The organism is Pseudomonas sp. NBRC 111123 (assembly GCF_001320205.1).
Lineage (GTDB): Bacteria > Pseudomonadota > Gammaproteobacteria > Pseudomonadales > Pseudomonadaceae > Aquipseudomonas > Aquipseudomonas putida_J.
Map to the genome: position 1 here is coordinate 57,491 of NZ_BCAZ01000012.1, position 19,003 is coordinate 76,493.

18 protein-coding genes are annotated in these 19,003 nt (G+C 61.7%); 13 read left to right on the top strand and 5 right to left on the bottom strand.

Annotated features, from left to right (window positions below):
* Positions 1 to 1,527 carry an O-antigen ligase family protein gene (locus tag APH27_RS08890; RefSeq protein WP_060484591.1) on the bottom strand — a complete coding sequence of 509 codons (1,527 nt, stop codon included), beginning with the start codon at positions 1,525 to 1,527 and terminating at the stop codon, positions 1 to 3.
* A gap of 293 nt (positions 1,528 to 1,820) precedes the next feature.
* On the opposite strand from APH27_RS08890, the gene APH27_RS25775 reads away from it, so the two are divergent.
* The 12 genes from APH27_RS25775 to APH27_RS08945 all read left to right on the top strand — a co-directional run bounded on the left by APH27_RS25775 (position 1,821) and on the right by APH27_RS08945 (position 14,138).
* Complete coding sequence (locus tag APH27_RS25775) at positions 1,821 to 2,015, top strand: hypothetical protein (protein ID WP_027916658.1); 195 nt, start codon at positions 1,821 to 1,823, stop codon at positions 2,013 to 2,015.
* Positions 2,012 to 3,478 (top strand): FAD-dependent oxidoreductase, encoded by a 1,467-nt coding sequence (locus tag APH27_RS08895; protein WP_060484592.1) that lies wholly within the window; start codon positions 2,012 to 2,014, stop codon positions 3,476 to 3,478. Before APH27_RS25775 ends, APH27_RS08895 begins: the two co-directional genes overlap by 4 nt.
* Positions 3,479 to 3,599: 121 nt before the next feature.
* A complete protein-coding gene (locus APH27_RS08900) occupies positions 3,600 to 4,217 on the top strand; it encodes an acyltransferase (RefSeq protein ID WP_060484593.1) in 618 nt (205 codons plus the stop codon).
* The gene (locus APH27_RS08905; protein ID WP_060484594.1) at positions 4,210 to 5,166 is read left to right on the top strand and encodes a glycosyltransferase family 2 protein; all 957 of its coding nucleotides are present in this window, start codon (positions 4,210 to 4,212) and stop codon (positions 5,164 to 5,166) included. The genes APH27_RS08900 and APH27_RS08905 overlap by 8 nt, the downstream gene beginning before the upstream one ends.
* An 8-nt stretch (positions 5,167 to 5,174) precedes the next feature.
* Positions 5,175 to 5,699, top strand: a complete 525-nt coding sequence (locus APH27_RS08910; protein WP_027916654.1) for a serine O-acetyltransferase — start codon at positions 5,175 to 5,177, stop codon at positions 5,697 to 5,699.
* 28 nt (positions 5,700 to 5,727) lie between these two features.
* Entirely contained in the window at positions 5,728 to 6,705 is a 978-nt protein-coding gene (locus APH27_RS08915) for a glycosyltransferase family 2 protein (RefSeq protein WP_027916653.1), read from the top strand.
* Between the two features lie 7 nt (positions 6,706 to 6,712).
* On the top strand, positions 6,713 to 7,660 hold the full coding sequence (locus APH27_RS08920) for a VirK/YbjX family protein (RefSeq protein WP_060484617.1): 948 nt from the start codon (positions 6,713 to 6,715) through the stop codon (positions 7,658 to 7,660).
* Between the two features lie 22 nt (positions 7,661 to 7,682).
* Positions 7,683 to 8,888, top strand: a complete 1,206-nt coding sequence (locus APH27_RS08925; RefSeq protein WP_060484595.1) for a glycosyltransferase — start codon at positions 7,683 to 7,685, stop codon at positions 8,886 to 8,888.
* Complete coding sequence (locus tag APH27_RS08930; RefSeq protein ID WP_060484596.1) at positions 8,882 to 10,069, top strand: glycosyltransferase family 2 protein; 1,188 nt, start codon at positions 8,882 to 8,884, stop codon at positions 10,067 to 10,069. The genes APH27_RS08925 and APH27_RS08930 overlap by 7 nt, the downstream gene beginning before the upstream one ends.
* The gene (locus APH27_RS08935) at positions 10,069 to 10,818 is read left to right on the top strand and encodes a WecB/TagA/CpsF family glycosyltransferase (RefSeq protein ID WP_060484597.1); all 750 of its coding nucleotides are present in this window, start codon (positions 10,069 to 10,071) and stop codon (positions 10,816 to 10,818) included. The genes APH27_RS08930 and APH27_RS08935 overlap by 1 nt, the downstream gene beginning before the upstream one ends.
* A 200-nt stretch (positions 10,819 to 11,018) precedes the next feature.
* The gene (locus APH27_RS08940; protein WP_027916649.1) at positions 11,019 to 12,440 is read left to right on the top strand and encodes an undecaprenyl-phosphate glucose phosphotransferase; all 1,422 of its coding nucleotides are present in this window, start codon (positions 11,019 to 11,021) and stop codon (positions 12,438 to 12,440) included.
* 36 nt (positions 12,441 to 12,476) lie between these two features.
* A complete protein-coding gene (locus tag APH27_RS08945; RefSeq protein WP_060484598.1) occupies positions 12,477 to 14,138 on the top strand; it encodes a phosphoethanolamine transferase in 1,662 nt (553 codons plus the stop codon).
* Here the strand turns inward: APH27_RS08945 and APH27_RS08950 are convergent, their stop codons facing one another.
* Positions 14,139 to 15,083, bottom strand: coding sequence for a LysR substrate-binding domain-containing protein (locus APH27_RS08950; protein WP_027916647.1), 945 nt, complete (start codon positions 15,081 to 15,083; stop codon positions 14,139 to 14,141).
* Between the two features lie 146 nt (positions 15,084 to 15,229).
* On the opposite strand from APH27_RS08950, the gene APH27_RS08955 reads away from it, so the two are divergent.
* A complete protein-coding gene (locus tag APH27_RS08955) occupies positions 15,230 to 16,606 on the top strand; it encodes an L-serine ammonia-lyase (RefSeq protein WP_060484599.1) in 1,377 nt (458 codons plus the stop codon).
* Positions 16,607 to 16,654: 48 nt separating this feature from the next.
* Here the strand turns inward: APH27_RS08955 and APH27_RS08960 are convergent, their stop codons facing one another.
* The 3 genes from APH27_RS08960 to APH27_RS08970 form a co-directional block, all read right to left on the bottom strand.
* Positions 16,655 to 17,110 carry a DUF1842 domain-containing protein gene (locus APH27_RS08960; protein ID WP_027916645.1) on the bottom strand — a complete coding sequence of 152 codons (456 nt, stop codon included), beginning with the start codon at positions 17,108 to 17,110 and terminating at the stop codon, positions 16,655 to 16,657.
* 19 nt (positions 17,111 to 17,129) lie between these two features.
* Positions 17,130 to 17,711, bottom strand: coding sequence for a DUF1842 domain-containing protein (locus APH27_RS08965; RefSeq protein WP_060484600.1), 582 nt, complete (start codon positions 17,709 to 17,711; stop codon positions 17,130 to 17,132).
* Between the two features lie 249 nt (positions 17,712 to 17,960).
* Positions 17,961 to 18,638, bottom strand: coding sequence for a DUF3313 domain-containing protein (locus APH27_RS08970; protein WP_027916643.1), 678 nt, complete (start codon positions 18,636 to 18,638; stop codon positions 17,961 to 17,963).
* Positions 18,639 to 19,003: the final 365 nt, after the last annotated feature.

Below are 19,003 nucleotides of genomic sequence, written 5' to 3' on the forward strand. Positions count from 1 at the left end.
CTACCTCGGTTGAAGGTTGACGGTGGTCACCTGGCTGGTCTCGGTTGCGGCCTGTCGGCGCAACATTTCTATGTAGGCGACGCTGAGCCCGGCAATCGACCAGTACACGATCGGGATGACCGTGATGCTGCTGACGGTGAAAATGGTTACCAGGATCCCCAGCAAGGTCGCCAGCAATACCCGCCCCAGCAGCCGGCGCGGCTCGGCATCATCGGTGAACGGGCGCATCGCCTTGCGGATACCCAGCACGATGCAGGCGAAAAAGCCCAGGAATAGCCCCAGCCCCACCAGGCCGACGCGCAAGGCCAGGCCGACGTAGGTGTTGACGATGTCGATGATGCCTTCGCCCTGGATCATCGATTGCATTTCCGGGGTGCTGCGGTAATCGAACGAGCCGAACAGCGGGTTGCGCTGGATGACGATCCACGAATTGTCGAGCAGGCGTTGGCGGTACGTGATGTTCTCGGTGTCCACCTTGCCGATGAAGGGCAGCAGGTCGAGCACCTTGTCGCCACCGGGGATGACGCTCAGCAACGGTATGGCCAGTACCCCGGCCAGTGCCAGCAGCGCCAGGCGCGACACGGCGTGCCTGCCCAGGGCGATGAACACCACCACGATCACGCCTGCGCCTATCCACGGGCCGCGTGAAAGCGGCGCGAACAGCCCGGCGGCCAGTAGCAGGGCGCCCAGATAGCGATGGGCTGGTTTCTGCACGAAGTGCTGCACGAACAGGAATAAGCCCATGGCCACGGCCATCACATAGCCGAGCACGATGGCCTGGCCGGTGGTGACGCTGGCACGCAACGAGCCACCCCGGCTCAGGTAGGCTTTCATGTCCCATTGCAGGCCCAGGGCATCGATCAGGGCGTTGTACAGCAGCCAGTGACGTACATACTCGGCAACCCCGAGCAGCGCCAGGAGGAAGCCTGCGATGACGAACGCCAGCAGGGCGTCCTTGAAGTCGCTGAGCTCACGCAAGCCACGGCTGGCCACGTAGTAGGGCAGGAACACATCGATATACAGGCTCAGCACTTGGCGCAGCGTGTCGGTGACCGTGGTCTCGCGCAGGGCTAGCGCGCTGGTCAGCACCAGGCTGGCCAGCAGCAGTTTGTCGGGCAGCAGGCGGCCGAAGCGAATGCTTGCGCTTTGCTTGCTCAGCACCAATGCCGCTGGAAGCAGCACGCACAGGGTCAGGACGCGCTGGTGGTTGATGTCGAACAGGTAGTTGATCACGCCAAAGCCAGGCACTTCGGTCATGGCTGGCGGGATCAGGAACAGCAACAGGAAGAACAGCGCCAGCGGGTTGTGCTCGCGGCGCTGGGCGACCAGCAGGATGACCGTGGCGGCGCCGGCATACAGCCAGAAGCTGTGGGCAATGAATGCCACCAGGGTCAGGGCAAACCACAGGTTGCGGCGTCGCTTGAAGTCCGTCAGGGGGATCAGGTCCGTTGCCGGACGCCGGGCCATGAAGAAAACCACACTGGCCACAAGCAGAATGACGACCAGGGCTCTTAAGTGTTCAGGCATGGGTTGTAGGCACCTATCCCTCGGTGGACTGGATGGAGGCTAGCATCGTGGCTAAATGAAACTATAGTGACTTCTAGCCATTCGGTCAGAGATTGAAGTCATGCAGTCGATTGAAGTCGTGGCGATGCGAATCTTCCAGTGCAGGCGCGTGGCGCTGGTTATGCCTATGATTGCGATAGGGGCACTCAGTGCCTCTCTGTTGACGCGCTTTTTCGATTGACCCTGATGGTCGCCCGACAAGGCCCGCAGCAGAGAGCGGGGCATAAGAAAATCAATGGTATGGGGCTGTGATCATGGGGACGCTGCAGTTTTGTACGCCGTTGCTGGGGCGCAGAGGCTTTATTCGCAATTGTGTCTTGTTGAGTGCCGGCGCGGCCGTGTTTGGTGTCAGCGCCAATGCAGCGCGCAAGCCTGAGCCAAAGGGTGGCTTCGTCGTCATCAATGGCTGGGTCTTGCCGGTTGGCTACTTCCAGGACGGACGCTCATGATCAAGGACTACGACACTGACAAAAGCCTGCGTGACGCTTACGACTTCTGCATCATCGGCGCAGGCCCCGCGGGCATCACGCTGGCATTGCGCCTGGCCGGGGCCGGGTGGAGCGTGGCGTTGCTCGAAGGCGGCGGGCGTGAGTACACACCGCGTTCGCAGGGGCTTTACAAGTGCACCTCCACGGGCCTTGAGCTGTTTCCCGCCGAAGACCGCTTGCGCTACCTGGGCGGTACGTCCAATCACTGGGCCGGTCGCTGCCGCCCCTTCACCGCTTCGGATTTTGCCGTTCCGCCCCCGGTGGACATGCCCGGTTGGCCGATTACATACGCTGAAGTCGAGCGCTATCTGCCGGCCGCCATGGAGATCGTCGACCTGCCCCAGGGCGCGGAATTTCGCGCCATGAATGCCGGCCTGAACGGTGGCGATTTCGATGCCGACCGTTTCCTGCTAAGCACACCAACGCGCTTTGCGCAGAAGTACGCCACGGCGCTTGACGAGACGCCAGGGCTGGATGTGTTCATCAACTGCAACTGCGTCGACCTGCTGTGCGATCAGGCCGCTGGCCAATTGAAGGCTGTGCAGGTGTCCGACTACGACGGCAAGCGCCGGCCTGTTACTGCGCGCAACTACATCCTCGCCATGGGCGCCATCGAAAACGCCAGGCAACTGCTCAACAGCAAGTCCCTGGCGCAGGCAGGCGTGGTGAGCAAGGACGGGCTGGTCGGCCGCTGCTTCATGGAACACCTGAACATCGACATGGGTACGTTCATCCTGCGCAGCGGTGAAGATACCGAGCCGCGCCAGTATTTCACCACCGATGCCTTTGTCGCCGAGTACCGGGCAGGCAAGGGCAACGTCCTGGCGTCTGTGCTGGCCGACGTGCAGACCTATGGCCGTACGGCCGAGGTGAAGCGCTTTCTGGAAAACCTGGCGTGTGACATGGGTGTGGCCAGCAAGATCGAGTTCGTGGCCAAGTTCAGCTGCCCAGGCGATGGCGTGATCAGCACGCTGATCGAGCAGTTTCCCAACGTTCATAGCCGTATCTCGCTGTTGGACGAGCAGGACGAACTGGGGGTGGCCAAGGTCAACGTCAACTGGGTGCTGAGCGACAACGACCGGCACACCATCAAGTGCATCGGCAGTGAACTGGCCAAGCAGTTCGCCGAGACGGGCCTGGGTTTCGTCAAGCTCAACGACTTCGTCTACGACACCAGCCTGCCGCTGAAGATGTCACCCCACGCGCATCACATGGGCACCACGCGGATGGCGGCCACGGCAAAGGACGGGGTGGTCGATATCAACTGCAAGGTGTTTGGCACCGAAAACCTCTATGTCGCCGGCAGCAGTGTCTTCGCCACCGGCGGGGCTTCGAACCCGACAATGCCATTGCTGCAGTTCGCCTTGAGGCTGGCCGACCACCTCAACGAGAAGATGCGCTCGGCAACGGGGGCGGCGGCTTGAAACCGTTGAACTGAAGTAGCGATGTGCAAGGGTTGAGTGCAACAGGGTCAGCACCTACAAGAACGAGACCTTGTTCGCCTCAGGGACAGTCCAGGATCGCTTGATTTGCGAGGCATGCCGTATGTTTGGATGGATACGCAATGCAGTGGCGCATTATGCCAATACGACCGGACGAGGTGTTGCGGCCTACAAGAAGCTTTGCAACCCCACACCCAGGCAGTGGGGCGAATACCAGTGCCGATGGGGCGGGTTCTATTCCGTAGGCAGCAACTTTCACATGAATGTCGGTTGCAACGTCACCGACCGGGCGCTGGTGCGCATCGGCAATAACGTCGGCTTGTCCGATTGTACGTTGCTGGGCCATGACGGCGTGGTGGCGCTGATCGAGCTCTGCTATGGCAAGAAACTGGACTCGGTCGGTGTCATCGATGTCAGGGACAACAGCTTCGTCGGCCACGGCGCAATCATCATGCCACGCGTGACCATCGGGCCTGATTCGGTGGTGGCAGCCGGCGCCGTGGTGACCAAGGACGTGCCACCGGGCACAGTGGTCGGGGGCAACCCGGCCAAGTTCATCTGCACCACGCAGGACCTGATCAAACGGGTCGAGGAACGTTGCGAGACCTACCCCTGGATAGACCTGATCAAGCAGCGCTCAGGCTCATTCGACCCAACGCTGGAGCCAACCTTGGCGATGCACAGGCGTCGCTATTTCTTCGGGGACGGCAGCAATGGATAAAAAGCCTGTCGATGTGATGGTGGTCAACTTCAACACCGCCTCGTTGCTGCAGCCGATGTTCGACGCACTGCGCGCCGCCGGCGGGGAAGCCCTGGCCAGCTACCTGGTGGTGGACAATGCGTCGGTTGACGACTCGGTGGAGCGCCTGGGCAAGGTCTGCCCTGAAGCCTTGCTGCTGAGCAACACGCTCAATGTCGGCTTCGGCCGCGCCAACAATCAACTGCTGGCGCACCTGCAGGGCAAGTACGCGCTGCTGCTCAACACCGATGCCTTCGTGGCTGCCGACAGCCTGCAGAAAACCGTCGACTACATGGACGCACACCCGGAGTGCGGCATTCTTGGCGTGCGCCTGGTGGGCCGTGACGGCGATCTGCAACCGAGTTGCCGCTATTTCCCGACACCCTTGAACGTATTCGTCTCGCGCACCGGGCTCGGGCGTTTCTTCCCGGGCCTGAAAATGGTCGATGAAATGGACTGGGACCATGCTTCGGTGCGTGAGTGTGACTGGCTGCCCGGCTGCTTCTACCTGGTGCGCCGTGAAGTGCTCGACCAGGTGGGGCTGTTCGACCCGCGTTACTTTCTTTATTACGAGGAGGTGGACCACTGCAAGCGGGTGAAGGCGGCCGGCTGGAAAGTGGTGTATTTCCCTGACACCACGGTGGTGCACATCGGCGGTGAAAGCTCCAAGTCGGTGGCCGAACTGGAAGCCGCGAGCCGGCAGATATCCGGTTATCAGATCGAGAGCGAGCTGTTGTATTTCCGCAAGCACCACGGCGTGGCAGGCCTGGCCTTGCATATGCTGCTGGTGAGCCTGGGTGACCTGGTACTGGCGCTCAAGGCAATGCTCAAAGGCCGCGGCCTGGCTGCGATCAAGGCGTGCTGGAAACATACCCGCGTCACGTGGTCCCTGCTGTTCAAGACCCAGTTTGCCAGCCAACCCACACGGTAGGTGAAACCATGTTCGACAACATCCGCGCAGACTTGCGTGCTCACGGTGGTGATTGGGGTGCCCAAGGGTTCTGGGTGCTGCTGGTCTACCGCTTCGGCCGTTGGCGCTATGGCGTACGTCCGGCCTTGCTGCGCAAAGTGTGTTCCTTCGTCTACAAGGTGCTATTCAAGTTCGTGCAGATCATCACCGGGGTCGAGCTGCCCTGCGAGGTCGTGATTGGCCGCAATTTCGTCATCGACCACTTCGGCGGCATCGTCATCAGTGGCTATGCGCGTTTTGGCGATGACTGCCGGATCCGCAACGGTGTGGTGGTTGGCCTGAAGAACGTCGACGAACCCATCGCACCGGTGTTCGGCAACAACGTGGATATCGGCGCCGGGGCCAAGGTGCTGGGCAATATACGCATCGGTAACAACGTTGCGATAGGCTCGAACGCGGTGGTGTTGACCGATGTGCCGGACAACTCCCTGGCAGTGGGGGTGCCCGCGACGATCAAGTCGCGCAAGCACAGCGATGCCATGCAGTACACGTGACCCAGCCCGCAGCTGACGAGTGAAGCCCATGGTGACAGGCATTGGAGTGGTGGTGATCGGCCGCAATGAAGGCCAGCGCCTGGAGCGCTGCCTGTTGTCACTGGTGGGGCGGGCGGACCAGTTGGTGTACGTGGATTCCGGCTCCTCCGACGGTTCGGTGCAGCTGGCGCGACGGCTTGGCGTCGAAGTGGTGGCGCTGGACATGACGCAACCTTTTACCGCGGCGCGGGCCCGTAACGAGGGTTTTGCCTGCCTGCAAGGCATCGTGCCGTGTATACGCCATGTGCAGTTCGTCGACGGTGATTGTGAAGTCGATGCCGGCTGGCTGGGCAAGGCCCAGGCGTTTCTCGACCAGCACCCGGACGTGGCGGTGGTGTGTGGGCGGCGCCGCGAGCGCTTCCCGCAGCGCTCGGTATACAACCTGCTGTGCGACCTGGAATGGGACACACCGGTGGGGGAAACCAAGGCCTGCGGGGGCGATGCACTGATGCGTGTCGATGCCTTCATGGCGGTGTCCGGGTTTCGCCCGGAACTGATTGCCGGTGAAGAGCCGGAGCTGTGCGTGCGCTTGCGCGCGGCTGGCTGGAAGGTCTGGCGCCTGGCCGATGAGATGACCCTGCACGATGCCGCCATGACCCGTTTCGGGCAATGGTGGCGGCGCAGTCTACGAGCCGGCTATGCCTATGCCGAGGGCGCCTACCTGCATGGGCTGGCGCCGGAGCGCCATTGGTTGCGTGAATCTCGGCGCGCCTGGTTATGGGGCCTGCAACTGCCACTGGCGATCCTGGTCGTGAGCCTGCTGTCGGGCGGTTGGGGGCTGTGGTTGTTGCTGGTCTATCCGCTGCAGATCGTGCGCCTGGCCCGCCGGGGCGGGCGTTCGACGCGGGAAAACTGGTGGCAGGCGGTGTTCCTGGTGCTGGGCAAGTTTCCCGAAATGCTCGGCCAGGCGAAGTTCCTTCTTAACAGGTACGCGGCCGGCAAGGCGCTGCTGATCGAGTACAAATGACATGTCGATGACGTTCAGATCGTTAGCCAAGAGTGTGCTCATCTTGCAGCCCGGCTATTCGCTGCGCGCGCTCAACAACAAGTTCAAGTTGACGGTATCGATGGCCCGCGAGTGGCCTGGCTTGCAGGCATTCGCCAAGCGCATGTCACAGGCGCTTGGCAAAGACCGCTTCGAACGGTTGGGCGTGGACTGCATCGGCGTCGTGCAGTGGCCGTATATCAGCAAGAGCTGGAGTGCCCCTCAGCGGCTCGAAGCGGTGGCGTCGCACTATGAAGTGGTCGCTGCTCACTGTGCCCCGCTGCTGCTGTTGCAGCGTGACGAACATCGGCTGCTGTGCAACCTGTCGGCGTACTCCAGCGGCTGCAGCCTGGTGCTCGATCGGCCTATCTGGTTCAAGCGCGAAGGGGAGCTGGTGATCAACCTGTTCCAGGGCGAGCTGCGCGTGGCCTCGCTCGCGTTCACCCTGTGCCGCGAAGCAGCGGGCCTGTGCCTGTACATCGGCGCAGTGCAAGGCATTCACAAAGGCGTGGACAGCGAGACCTCGCTGACGATCTACCGCGACCTGACCAAGGACTTCGAAGGCCTGCGCCCCAGAAGCCTGTTGATCGAGGCGATCAAATGCGTGGCCAGAACCCTGGGGGCCGAGCGCATCTATGCGGTGGGGGATGAATATCGCCACCATCGCCATCCTTATTTTGGCGCTGACAAGCACCAGGACCTGGCCGCCAACTACGATGTGATCTGGCAGGAAAACGGTGCTGCTCCCTCGGAGCGCGAGGATTTTTTCACCATCCCTTTGGCACCTGCGCAGCGCGCGGTAGAGGAAGTCGCGGCCAAGAAACGGGCGATGTATCGCAGGCGCCACGCGTTGCTGGATGACGTGTTTGGCCAGATACAGGCCGCCCTGGCTGCCAGCTCTGTGCAGCAGAGCACGGCAGACCTGGCCATTCAGTAAATGGACTCAGATTCGGGGCACTATGCGCATTGCTTATTTCATCAATCAGTATCCCAAGGTCAGTCACAGTTTCATCCGCCGCGAAATATTGGCGCTGGAGCGTCAGGGCGTGGAGGTACAACGCATCGCCTTGCGTGGCTGGGACGCCGAACTGCACGACGCCGAAGACCTGGCAGAGCGGGGCAAGACTCGCTATGTGCTGCAGGAGGGGGTGAGGGGCTTGCTCAAGCCCCTGGTCGAGGTGATTCGGGCACGCCCCAAAGCGTTTCTTGCAGCCCTGCGCCTGGCGCTTCGCCTAGGTTGGCGTGCCGATCGCCCATGGCCCTACCACCTGGTCTACCTGGCCGAAGCGTGCCGGGTGGTGCAGTGGTTGCAGGCATCTGCTGCCGAGCACGTGCACGCGCATTTTGGTACCAACTCGACAGAGGTGGTCATGCTGGCCAACGCGCTGGGCGGGCCCACCTACAGTTTCACCGTGCATGGGCCGGAAGAGTTCGACAAGGCGCAGCTTCTGCACCTTGGCGAAAAGGTGCGCGGGGCCGCGTTCGTTGCCGCTGTCAGCTCCTTCGGGCGCAGCCAGTTGTACCGCTGGGTGGCACATGAGCACTGGGAAAAGGTGAAGGTGGTGCACTGTGGCCTGGAACGCAGTTTCCACGAAGGGGCTGCACTGGCCCTGGCGGGCGCGCCCCGGCTGGTCTGTGTGGGGCGTTTGTGTGAACAGAAAGGCCAGTTGCTGTTGATCGAGGCCGCGCAAGCCCTGGCGAGCCGGGGCGTGGCCTTTGAGTTGGTGTTGGCAGGCGATGGCGAATTGCGTGGCCCGATCGAGGCGTTGATCGCCCGGCACGGCTTGCAGGCGCAGGTACGCATCACCGGCTGGATCAGCAGCGCGCAGGTGCGCGACGAAATCCTTGCCGCGCGCGCACTGGTATTGCCCAGTTTTGCCGAAGGCTTGCCGGTGGTCATCATGGAGGCCATGGCGCTGCGCCGCCCGGTGCTTACCACCTACGTGGCAGGCATTCCCGAACTGGTGCGCGAGGGCGAGAACGGCTGGTTGTTCCCGGCAGGTTCGGTCGAAGCGTTGGCCGAGGCCATGCTCGACTGCCTGCAGCAACCTGCAGAAGTGTTGCATCGCATGGGCGAGGCGGCTTACCAGCGCGTACTCAAGCGCCACGACATCGATACTGAAGCGGCCAGGTTGGTCAGCCATTTCAAGGAGCCGACATGCTGACCCTGTTGGGCGGGTTGCTGGTGCTGGCGGCGCTACTGCTGCTGTTGCCGGCACTGCTGTTGTTCACCCAGGTAGTACTGGCCTGCCTGCCTGCGCCTGTGCGGGTTACCCGGCAAGGCAAGCGTGCGCGGGTTGCCGTGCTGGTGCCCGCGCACAACGAGGCAACGCTGATTGCCTCCACGCTCGCCAGCATCAGGCCGCAATTGCGTGAAGGCGACCAACTGCTGGTGGTAGCCGACAACTGCACGGACCAGACCGCAAGCCTGGCCCGCGCGGCAGGCGCACAAGTGGTCGAGCGCCAGGATCAACAGCGCCGCGGCAAGGGTTACGCATTGGACTTCGGGGTGCAGCATCTGCGCCAGTCGCCACCGGATGTACTGATCATCATCGACGCAGACTGCCAGGTTGGCGCGGATGCGCTTGAGCAACTGGCACGCTGTTGTGTCGACAACGGCCGGCCGGCACAAGCGCTGTACCTGATGCATGCACCTGCTGGCGCGGGGTTGAAAGTGCAGGTCGCCGCCTTTGCCTGGCGGGTAAAGAACCTGGTCCGCCCGCGTGGTTGGGCCCGTGCCGGCTTGCCCTGCCAGTTGATGGGAGCGGGCATGGCATTTACCTGGCAAGACTTGTCGGCCGTCAACCTGGCCACCGGGCATCTGGTTGAAGACCTGAAGCTGGGGCTGGAGTGTGCCGCGCTCGGCAAACCGCCGCTGTTCTGCCCGGAAGCTGTCGTCAACAGTCATTTCCCCACCAGCCAGGAAGGCCTGAGCATCCAGCGCAAGCGCTGGGAACATGGGCACCTGGGGGTGGTGCTGGCGGAAGGCCCGAAGCTTGTCGGGCATGCGCTGGCGCGAGGTAACTGGCCGCTGTTGGGCATGGCCATGGACCTGCTGGTGCCCCCGCTGGCCTTGCTGTCATTGCTGCTGACGGTGCTTTTCGTGGTCACCTGGCTGGCGTTCGGACTATTTGGGCTGCTGTTGCCTGCATTGCTTGCCACGCTGGCGTTGGGCTTGTTGGGCACTGCAGTCTTGCTGGCGTGGGCACGTTTTGCACGGGAGGTGATGCCGTTTTCGGTACTGATGTACGCGCCGTTCTATGCGGCCAGGAAAATCCCCCTGTACCTGGGGTTCCTACTCAAGCGCCAGGTGGACTGGGTGCGTTCAAAACGGGATGACAGCTGATGGGTGCCTGGGCCTGGCTGCAACGCTGGAAGACGATCATGGGCAAACTGCACCTGGTCGAGGATGCCGCAGGCGAGCAACAGTTGCTTGCGTCGCTATGTTCAGCACAGCAGCCAACGGTGCTGGGCTTCGTCAACGCCCATGCCATGAACCTGGTCGCCGGCAAGGCTGATTACTGCCAGGCACTGGCGTCAGCTGACGTGCTGCTGCGCGATGGGGCCGGCATGGCGATATTGCTGCGGCGCCTGGGGCTGGCGCCTGGGCTCAACATGAACGGCACGGATTTCATCCCCAAGGTGCTGGCGGCCTTCAATGGCAGGCGCGTGGCGTTCTGGGGGACGCGGGAGCCGTTCCTGTCCGAGGCCGCTCAGCGCTGCGAAGCGCGGTATGGCGTGCACGTGGTGTCACGGCACGATGGTTTTGCCCAGGTCGATACTTACCTGGGTCTCGCCCAGCAACAACAGCCAGCGTTGATCGTGTTGGGCATGGGGATGCCCAAGCAGGAACAGGTGGCTGCCCGGCTGGCGACGCTCGGCTACCCCTGCCTGATCGTGTGCGGCGGGGCCATTGTGGATTTTCTGGGTGGCAAGGTAACGCGAGCGCCCCATTGGGTGCGGCGACTGAACGGTGAGTGGATTTTCAGGTTGCTCAAAGAACCCAAGCGGCTGTTTACGCGCTATGTGCTTGGTAATCCGTTGTTCCTGTTGCGGGCGCTGCTCTATGCCAGGGCGCCTGCGCATCGGCTGTAGTGGCGAAGCTGAACGCAGTCTGTCGGAGTGGTCGATCTGCGCCGCAGCAACCCCCCGGGTACTGCTACAGTGATATCAGTCTATAGCCGCGCGCCCGGCAGCAAAATTTCAAAGGTTTTTCAGGTACCTGAGGTGAGTTTCCATCGCTTCGTTGTGATGGTCAGGCATGTGCCATACACACAGATCAGTGAGGCCTTACGATGGTGTTCGAACCCCGCAGCAGTCGGTCGTTGCTCCAGCGAAGAAGCAGCGTCAGTAACGCCGTTCAAGCAGGCCTTGATGGGATTGCCGTCACCAGTGTGGCGTGGTACCTGATCTACGACCAGTTTGGTTACATCACTTCGGACTACGTGATCATGCTCCTGCTGCTGATCGGCGCACTGGCGGTCATTTATGACCACTACGCCATCTACCGCAGCAACGTAGGGCTTTCGGTAAAGGCCTTCAGGCTGTTCAAGGCCTGGTCGGCAACATTCTGTTTCCTGGTGGTCATCGCCTTCCTGACCAAGCAGAGCGAAACCTACTCACGGCTGTTGGTCGTTCAACTGTTTGTCATTGGCTATTTCGTCCAGTTGTTCCTGCACGTGGCCATGCGCGAGTTGCAGAAGCGCTTCACGGCCCATGCGCGGCTGGATAATGCCTTGATCATCGGCAATGGCGACCTGGCCAACTTCCTGTACCAGAAGATCAGCAACAACCCGTGGTTCGGCGAGCGGGTGATGGGCTGCATCTGGGTCGATCAGGAAGAGGACCAGGGGCGCGAGGCGCTAGATAACAAGCAGCGCCTGCCAGTGTTGGGCAGCATTGCCGACCTGGACGATATCATTGCCCAACATGGTATTCGCACGGTGTACCTGGTAACCCCTCTTGGGGGGTCGGCAGTCATCCAGGATGTCTACCTCAAGCTGCTCGACAAGTGCATCGCGGTCAACTGGGTGCCGGACATCTTCTCGCTGCGCCTGATCAACCATAGCGTGCGTGAGATTGCCGGGATTCCGGTGCTGACCTTGTCGGAAACGCCACTGACCGGCACCAGCCTGTTCCTGAAAAACCTTGAGGACCGCGTACTGGCCGCGCTCATCCTGCTGTGCGCATCGCCGGTGTTGCTGACGGTCGCGCTGATCATCAAGCTCGACAGCCCGGGGCCGGTGTTCTTCCGCCAGGACCGCACAGGCTGGACCGGGGAGTCGTTCCGTATCTGGAAATTCCGCAGCATGCATGTGCATCAGCCGGAAAACGGCGTGGTCGCGCAGGCGCAGCGCAATGACCCGAGGCTGACCCGTGTCGGGGCATTCATTCGGCGCACCAGCCTCGATGAATTGCCGCAACTGTTCAACGTACTGACCGGCGACATGTCGCTGGTCGGCCCTCGCCCCCATGCCCTGCAGCATGACACGCTGTATTCACAGGACATCGTCGACTACTTCGCCCGCCACAACATCAAGCCCGGCATGACGGGCCTGGCGCAAGTGCGCGGGTACCGGGGTGAAACCAAGGACATCGAGCAGATGATCCAGCGGGTCAATTCGGACATCGAGTACATCAACAACTGGTCATTGTGGCTCGACTTCGTGATCCTGGTGCGCACGATCAATGCCTTCACCGGCAAGCAGGCTTACTGACGCCGGAATCCAGCGTGGTGTACAGGGGGAGGGGGCATGAGCATCTTGTCAGCGGGAGGGGCAGGTGCCGCCAGACTGTTGAAAGCCGAGTGGCCCTCGCTGGTGCTGTGGGCGTTTCTGTTTTCGCCGCTGTTCGCCAGGCTGTTGGCGGACTGCCAATGCGCGAAGATCGACTTGCTGGTTTTATACACCTTTGCCATTTCGTTTTTGTGGCTGCTGGCAATCCGTTTCGCATCCGCCAATCAGTTCAAGGTGCATCTGCTGCTGTTGCCCTTCTATCTGCTGGCGAGCATCGACCTGTTCCTGGTGCTGAACTTTGGTTCGCGCCTGACGGCGGCCTACCTGTTCATCGCCTTGACCAACTACAAGGAAGCGACCGACTTTCTCGCCACCTACTGGCGCTCGATCGCTGGCATCCTGGCCGTTTTCGCAGTGTGCTATGGGGTGGGTTTGGCCGGGTTGCACGGGCGTCGCCTGTACCGCAACAAGGCCATTTTTGCGCTGGCGCTCAGCGGCCTGCTGCTGGGTTATGGGGCGTACTTCTACAAGACCGTGAAGGTCAATTCGTTGAGTAAAGGTGCCGTGCTCGATCTGGTGGCGAAAGACCAGAGCACGCCGGTTGGTTACCTGTCGCAGATCGGCCTGACGGCCACCTTGTATGTTGAGTCCAAGGGATACATCAAGCAGCGCCTGGAATCGGAGGTGAAGATCACCAGCATCTCCGACCAGGCCGACATCCAGACACTGGTGTTCGTCATCGGCGAATCTTCGCGCCCGCACAACTGGTCGCTGTACGGTTACCACAACCGAACCACGCCCCATCTCGACCAGCAGCCGGGGCTGTTCAAGTTCAACCGCATGTGCACCACCGCGCCCTATACATCGGTTGCCGTGCCTTCGCTGCTCAGCCTGGAACCCATCCGTGACTGGGACTTGATCGCCTCGAACAAATCGCTGGTAGGGATACTGCGCGCGGCTGGATACGACACTTACTGGCTGTCTTCACAGGAGGTAGACAGCTTTGGCGGCATCATTCCGCAGATCGCCGCAGAAGCGCAATACCGCCAGTATCTGGAGCGCAGCTATGACGGTGCGCTGATGCCGGCCTTGCAGAGCGTTCTGGGCAAGGCCAATGGGCGCCGGCAGGCAATATTCATTCATATCAAGGGCAGCCACTTCCAATACGCGCGGCGTTACCCCAGTGACTTTGCCCAGTTCAAGCCTGCCAGCAGCAGCCAGAAAGACCGGATCACGGCCGATTACGACAATTCGGTTTTGTATACCGACTGGCTGCTGTCCACGATCATGCAGCAACTGACGGCCAGCCAGAAGAAAGCGCTGCTGGTCTACTCATCGGACCATGGCGAGAACCTGCTGGATGACAGCCGGCAACTGCTGGGCCATGGCATGGGCAATGAATATGACCTGTCGACCTCGGCGTTTATCTGGTCAAGCGGCAACCTGTCAGCTGAGCAATCGGGCAAATTGCAGAAGTTGAAGACCAGGGAGGACCAGCAGGTCAGCATCGCCTCGCTGCCGCATACGGTGCTGAACATGACCGGGATTTCGATGCCGGGCTATGACAGCACGCAGGACTTGCTCAGCGATGACTACAAGCCCTCGCAATGCCCGCACCTGCTCGGTACCGGCTATGTGCCGTCGTTCAACTTCGACATCAAGCACATTGCCGCCGAATGATCAGGCCGGTAGCGCCAGTGGGTGCAAGGTGCGAAAGCTTTGTGCTTCTTCTACCAACCAGTCATGCACCGCACGGGCGCCGGGCTGGTTCAGGCCGCCTGGCGGGTAATGCACCATGTAACGTTTGTGATTGGCGATGGGGTGGCCGAAGGGCACGATCAAGGCGCCGCGTTCAAGCTCGTCATTGAGCAGTGTGCGCCGCGCAATGGCCACGCCGATGCCCGCGATCGCCGCTTCGATGGTCAGGTGGTTACGGTTGAAGGTATGCCCTCGGCGCACATCCAGCCCGGTGGCGCCGATACCCTCCAGGTAGAACTCCCACTCCGCGTATTCCGAACTGCCGCGCCAGGCGGTGATGTCATGCAGCAGCGGGTAGTGAGCCAGGTCGGCCGGACCATGCAGCGGCGGGCGGCCCCGCAGCAGCGCGGGTGAACAGACCGGGAAGATCTGTTCGTCCAGCAACGGGGTCGACAGCATGCCGGGGTAACTGCCGTCGTTGAGGTCGATGGCCAGGTCGAAGTCGCCAGGGTGCAAGGCCTGGGCGCTGTCTTCGGCGACCAGGCGCAGCGCGATGTCCGGGTAGCGCTGCTGGAAGCGCGGCAGCCGCGGAGTGAGCCACTTGGCCAGGAACGAAGGAATTGAACGCAAACGCAAGGTGCCGCGAATTTCCCCGGCATCCAGGCGCAGCAGTTCGGCCTCGATGCTGCCATAGGCCTCGGTCACGGCCTGTGCCAGGCGCTGGCCCTCGGCGCTCAGTTCGACCCCCCGCGCCCGACGCAGGAACAGTTTGTAGCCCAGGCGTTCTTCGAGCTGACGCATCTGCTGGCTGACCGCGCCCGGGGTAATGTGCAGTTCTTCGGCGCAGCGGGTGAACGACAGGTGCCGCGCCGCACAGGAAAAGACATGCAGCCAGACGAACATCTGGCCATTGAGTTGCCGTCGCATCGTTTAGTACCACTAAAGCCTTGCTTAGGAAGTTTCGTTGGTCATCTACCGGTGAGCGCGGCAGTATCGCGCAAATTGGTAATAGCGTTCAATTTTCTCAAACAGCCGTGCGGCAGCGTTCAGCGCCGGTACGGTCAGGCATTAGTATGGCTATCAGTGTTTTCGACCTTTTCAAGATTGGCATCGGCCCGTCCAGTTCCCATACCGTAGGCCCGATGCGGGCGGCGGCGAGCTTTGCCCAGGCGTTGCGTGAGCAAGGCCTGCTGGCACAGGTGCAGCGTGTTGAAGTGCGCCTGTATGGCTCGCTTTCTGCCACCGGGGTAGGTCATGCCACTGATCGCGCCTGCCTGCTCGGCCTGATGGGGCAGTGGCCGGATCGTATCGACCCGGCCACCATCGAGCCGCGCATCCATCAGTTGCTGCAGGAGCAGTGCCTGATGCTTGATGGCAGCCATCCACTGCCGTTCCAGTACGACCGCGACATGCTGCTGCTGGACGAAAGCCTGCCTTATCACCCCAACGCCATGACCCTGGAGGCAGTCGGTGGGCAGGGCAGCCTGTTGCAGCAGACCTACTATTCCATCGGTGGCGGCTTCATTGTCGAGCAGGGCGAGATCGATGCACCGCAGGCTGAGGCGAATGCCGTCAACCTGCCGTACGAGTTTTCCAGCGGCGCCGAATTGCTGGCCTTGTGCAAGGCCAATAACCTGAGCGTCGGTCAACTGATGCTGGCCAACGAATGCGCCTGGCGCCCGGAAGCGCAGGTGCGCGAAGGCCTGCTGAAGATCTGGGCAGCGATGCGTGATTGCGTCGACAACGGCCTGCGCAACGAAGGCATCCTGCCCGGTGGCCTCAACGTCAAGCGGCGCGCCGCACGGCTGCACCGCGCCTTGCAGGAGGCCGGGCAGCCCAACGTGATTGGTTCGACTTTGAGCGCCATGGAGTGGGTCAACCTGTTTGCCCTGGCGGTCAACGAAGAAAATGCCGCCGGCGGGCGCATGGTCACCGCGCCCACCAACGGTGCTGCCGGCATCATCCCGGCGGTGTTGCACTACTACATGAAGTTCAACCCGAGCGCCTGCGACGACGATGTGGTGGCGTTTCTGCTGGCCGCTGCCGCAGTCGGCATCCTGTGCAAGAAGAATGCGTCGATCTCAGGTGCCGAAGTCGGCTGCCAGGGGGAGGTCGGCTCGGCCTGCTCGATGGCCGCGGCGGGCCTGGCCGAAGTGCTGGGCGCCACGCCAGCGCAACTGGAAAACGCCGCCGAGATTGCCCTGGAGCATAACCTCGGGCTGACCTGCGACCCGGTCGGTGGGCTGGTCCAGGTGCCGTGCATCGAGCGCAATGCGATTGCCGCAGTGAAGGCGATCAATGCCGTGCAGATGGCCCTGCGGGGTGACGGTGAGCATTTCATCTCGCTCGACCGGGTGATCCGCACCATGCGCGACACCGGTGCCGATATGCATGCCAACTATAAAGAGACATCGCGCGGCGGCCTGGCGGTGGCATTCGTCGAGTGTTGATGGTGGTATCGCCGGCAAGTTGGCTTGCCGGCGAACCTTGGTTGCGGGTTACACGCTTTCCAGCTGGTTGATGGCCGCCTTCAACCGCTGCGCCAATTGCGGACGGCCCTGGTGGGTCACATCCGGCGCCTTGCGCACTCGGCCATGCTGATCGAGCCAGTGGCCGTTACTGAAGTAACGGTAGCTGGCCGAGCCGTTGCTCCAGTCGGCTTCCAGCAGGCCGTGCAGGTGGAAGGTCTGCGCGATCTGGCTGAGCGGGCCGCTGGGGCTGCCATCCAGGCTGAGGACGATCGAGGGCGCGCCGGCCGGCGCGAACTGCAGCTCGCTGTAGTCACCCCACACGTTGGCCTGGAAGGGTTGCTGCGGGTACGTGGCCTGGCTGGCGCGGGCCTTGCCGGAGACCTTCTTGGTCACAGTGTTGACCAGCAGGTCGAGGGTCAGGGTTGGTGCGCCGAGCAAGCCGTTGCTGACGTTCAGGCGCACATGGAACAGTCCGATTGCCATGGTGTATCTCCTTGCCAGCTCAGGCTTTCTTGGCGGCCTTGGTGGCCGGGGACTTGGTCGCAGCAATGGCCTGGTCGAGGCCGCCGGTGGCCAGCTGCTTGAGCTGCGCGACATCACCGTTGGCAATGGCCGCCTCCAGGGTGGCGTTGTGCAGTTCGCTGTGCAGGTCGACATTGGCCAGCTGCTGGATGCGCTGGCCTTCCAGCGTGACCGGGACGTTATCCACGCTCACCCAGCGCTGGCCATTGAAGTACTCGTAGTCAGCCACACCGCGCTGCCAGGTCGGATCGAGCAGCGCCCTGAACTTGAAGTGCACGGGCGAGTTGGCGTGCGGCCCACCCTGATTGCCCTGGGCAGTGATCAGGATCCTGGCGTCGCTCGGCGGCTGGACGGTGAGGTAGGTGTAGCTGCCCCAGACATCCAGGTGCAGGTCCAGCGGTGGGTTGATGGCCTGGGTAATCTGGGCCGTGCCATTGACGCTGCGGTCCGGGGTGTGAACCAGCAGGTCCAGTTGCAGGCGCGCAGCGCCAGCGGCGTTGTTGCCTATCTGGTAGGACACCGGAAACAGGCCTACCGAAGGTGCGAGCAGTGAATCAGACATGATTGCCTCCATTGCATTCGATGAATGAAAAACCGATACACGACTGCGAAGGCGGGCGGAAAAGGCGGGGAGAAGAGGGAACCGGGCGGCGCTGATGCTTGCCCGGAGCGAGCGGCTGTTGTCAGCCTGCTTGTGCAACCAGTCCCTGGTCTGCGGTGCCGCCTGCCTGGCAGCCCGCTTGAGTAAAGCAGGGCTGCCAGGCAGTGATGGCGTTTTTACATGATCTCCGACGAGCGGAGCGGCTTTCGCTTACTTGCTCTTGTTCTTGAGGGTAATGAAGCTGGCGCGCATGTCCTTGGCCCAGCCGTCGAGCACGGGCTTGACATCGTTGAGGGTCAACTTGGTCGTGTCGTTTTCCAGCTCTTTGCCTGTGCCCTTGCGCACCACCTGGGCCAGCACCTTCTGGTTGCCGCCATCGAGAAAGGCCGCTTCGACACCAACATCTACCTGCTGGTCGCGGCCACCCATGGCCGTGTTGACACCCGCCGAAACCAGTGCGATCGGGATGAATTCGTAAGGCTTGAGGCCTTCATTGCTGGTGGATACCGCGGTAATCGCAGGGCGTACCACGATGGTGCCCGGGCCGGGCGCCTTGGCCAGCGTCAGCACGCTGCCCAGCTCACGGCGCAAGGCATCGTTGAAGTAGCGGGTGATTTCAGCCAGCGTCTGCTGGGAAATGACCGCTGTCGCTTGCGGCTTGGGGTAGAACTGGCTGGGCTCGATGAAGACCTGCGTGTACTGATTGATGTTTACCTTGGGGTCAATCCAGCGCATCACGGGTGCGCCCGATGGGCTTTTCGCTTCCTGCAGACGACTGTAGTCCTTGAGGAAGCCGGAATAGTCCTTTGGATCCACGCGGTTGCTGGAGCAGGCAGCGACAGCGAGCAAAGCGGCGCACAGCAGGGTAACGCGAGGCAATGATTTCATGATGATCATGCATCCATGATGGGGCGGCCAGAACAACGCTAGCAGGTGCTTGGCAGAAGGCCAGTGGTCTCAGGAAAAGCAGTCTGATCCAGCTTCCTCTCGAGCCTCACGCGAGGCGTGGAGCGTATCAAGGCCTTTAGTGAAGGGGCGCGATTCATCGCGTGATTAATGTTGATTCTAGGTTTTTAAAAATAGATAAAAAACAACAACGTATGAATTACAGTTAAAAGGTTTATTAGCTTGAATGCATGTCTTTAGCGAGTGCGCGCCTGTGACATCGCGCGCCGCCCGCGCGGCGCATCGCGGATAAATCCGCTCCTACATCTGTTGCAACGTACCGAACCTGTTGCGCCATGGTTGCCCTA

Excerpts from the sequence above, each read along its gene's own strand:
- APH27_RS08890 (WP_060484591.1), bottom strand. The coding sequence starts at position 1,527 with ATGCCTGAACACTTAAGAGCCCTGGTCGTCATTCTGCTTGTGGCCAGT.
- APH27_RS25775 (WP_027916658.1), top strand. The coding sequence starts at position 1,821 with ATGGGGACGCTGCAGTTTTGTACGCCGTTGCTGGGGCGCAGAGGCTTT.
- APH27_RS08895 (WP_060484592.1), top strand. The coding sequence starts at position 2,012 with ATGATCAAGGACTACGACACTGACAAAAGCCTGCGTGACGCTTACGAC.
- APH27_RS08900 (WP_060484593.1), top strand. The coding sequence starts at position 3,600 with ATGTTTGGATGGATACGCAATGCAGTGGCGCATTATGCCAATACGACC.
- APH27_RS08905 (WP_060484594.1), top strand. The coding sequence starts at position 4,210 with ATGGATAAAAAGCCTGTCGATGTGATGGTGGTCAACTTCAACACCGCC.
- APH27_RS08910 (WP_027916654.1), top strand. The coding sequence starts at position 5,175 with ATGTTCGACAACATCCGCGCAGACTTGCGTGCTCACGGTGGTGATTGG.
- APH27_RS08915 (WP_027916653.1), top strand. The coding sequence starts at position 5,728 with ATGGTGACAGGCATTGGAGTGGTGGTGATCGGCCGCAATGAAGGCCAG.
- APH27_RS08920 (WP_060484617.1), top strand. The coding sequence starts at position 6,713 with ATGACGTTCAGATCGTTAGCCAAGAGTGTGCTCATCTTGCAGCCCGGC.
- APH27_RS08925 (WP_060484595.1), top strand. The coding sequence starts at position 7,683 with ATGCGCATTGCTTATTTCATCAATCAGTATCCCAAGGTCAGTCACAGT.
- APH27_RS08930 (WP_060484596.1), top strand. The coding sequence starts at position 8,882 with ATGCTGACCCTGTTGGGCGGGTTGCTGGTGCTGGCGGCGCTACTGCTG.
- APH27_RS08935 (WP_060484597.1), top strand. The coding sequence starts at position 10,069 with ATGGGTGCCTGGGCCTGGCTGCAACGCTGGAAGACGATCATGGGCAAA.
- APH27_RS08940 (WP_027916649.1), top strand. The coding sequence starts at position 11,019 with ATGGTGTTCGAACCCCGCAGCAGTCGGTCGTTGCTCCAGCGAAGAAGC.
- APH27_RS08945 (WP_060484598.1), top strand. The coding sequence starts at position 12,477 with ATGAGCATCTTGTCAGCGGGAGGGGCAGGTGCCGCCAGACTGTTGAAA.
- APH27_RS08950 (WP_027916647.1), bottom strand. The coding sequence starts at position 15,083 with ATGCGACGGCAACTCAATGGCCAGATGTTCGTCTGGCTGCATGTCTTT.
- APH27_RS08955 (WP_060484599.1), top strand. The coding sequence starts at position 15,230 with ATGGCTATCAGTGTTTTCGACCTTTTCAAGATTGGCATCGGCCCGTCC.
- APH27_RS08960 (WP_027916645.1), bottom strand. The coding sequence starts at position 17,110 with ATGGCAATCGGACTGTTCCATGTGCGCCTGAACGTCAGCAACGGCTTG.
- APH27_RS08965 (WP_060484600.1), bottom strand. The coding sequence starts at position 17,711 with ATGTCTGATTCACTGCTCGCACCTTCGGTAGGCCTGTTTCCGGTGTCC.
- APH27_RS08970 (WP_027916643.1), bottom strand. The coding sequence starts at position 18,638 with ATGAAATCATTGCCTCGCGTTACCCTGCTGTGCGCCGCTTTGCTCGCT.